Source organism: Thiorhodococcus mannitoliphagus (genome assembly GCF_010915725.1).
GTDB classification, from domain to species: Bacteria; Pseudomonadota; Gammaproteobacteria; order Chromatiales; family Chromatiaceae; genus Thiorhodococcus; species Thiorhodococcus mannitoliphagus.
On record NZ_JAAIJR010000346.1, the window covers coordinates 1 to 1,196 of the forward strand.

At 60.7% G+C, this 1,196-nt stretch carries 1 protein-coding gene; it reads right to left on the reverse strand.

Annotation, left to right across the window (positions count from 1 at the left end; all coding sequences use genetic code 11):
- Positions 1-424 precede the first annotated feature (424 nt).
- Entirely contained in the window at positions 425-1,006 is a 582-nt protein-coding gene (locus tag G3480_RS26780) for a Uma2 family endonuclease (RefSeq protein ID WP_164657230.1), read from the reverse strand.
- Positions 1,007-1,196: the final 190 nt, after the last annotated feature.

Sequence of the window (1,196 nt, forward strand, 5' to 3'; positions counted from 1 at the left end):
CGCTGAGACAACGATGCCGATAGAAAAAAATGATGGACAGGAGGCAAATCGGACTTGCGTCAGAACAGAGTATCTACAGCTCGAGCGATTGCAATATTCAGACAGCCTCTCAAGCCCGCGCTGGAAGAAAACAAGCTGGGGGATGTGGCAAGCGTCGCGACACGCTGAAGGCGTTACACCCCCCTGCCTTCCGAGCCGATGGCGTGATGAACTGTGAAAGGGTCGATGAAAAATTTGCGATGAGCCCTGCAGAATCACGAGCAAGAGGCCGTTATCCCTGGCGCGCGTCGAGCGCGTCGGCCATCTTCTCGAATCGCTGCTGTCCTCCTCGTCTCTCTAGATGAAGAGACTTTTCGACCCGGCGCCCGCCGGGTCATTTTTCATCGGCAGGCCGTCACAATCCCCGCAGGCCAATTTCCAGTGTTCAGCTGCGCAAGAACTCGACCTTGTCGTAGATCTCGCTGAGCGGCAGGGTGCAGCCAACACTCGACAAGACCACCTCATCCGTCAGCGCGGCGTACTCGGTCAGGATCCACCGGCCCGCCTCGCCGCGCTCGTAGAGTTCCACCCGCGCGCGGTCCTGCGACACCAGCAGATACTGGCGCAGGCTCGGGATCTGGCGATACAGGGCAAACTTGTCGCCGCGGTCGTAGGCCTCGGTGGACGGCGAGAGCACCTCGACGATCAGGCTCGGGTTGAGCAGCACGTCCCGGCGACCATCGGAAAACTCCGGCGGACCGCAGTAGGCCAGGATGTCCGGGTACTTGCCCGCGTCGGCGGCCCGAATGACCACCTTCATATCGTTCGCATAGACTTGGCACGGCTTGCCCTTCATCTGAGTGCTGAGTTCACGACCGATGTTCATCACGATGCTGTTGTGGTCCGCGCTGGCTCCCGTCATGGCGAAGACCTCGCCGTGGACATACTCGCAACGCGCTTCGAGGGCATTGCGCTCCTGCTCGATCCATTCATCGAGGCTCAAGCTGGGTTTAGGCTGGAGTGACATGGCTCAGGTCCGTCGGCTAGAGATGTCCAAGAGTATAGCCCCGCGCCGGAACAAAGCTGACGACTCATGGCCTGCTGCCAGCAATTCCCGCTGGCCGCAGCGTCGAGCGGTCACGGGGGATGTAGCCCGGCGCTGGAGATCAACAGACAAACGCCCACCTCGCTGTAAGGCAGCGCGTTGCTACGGTCGG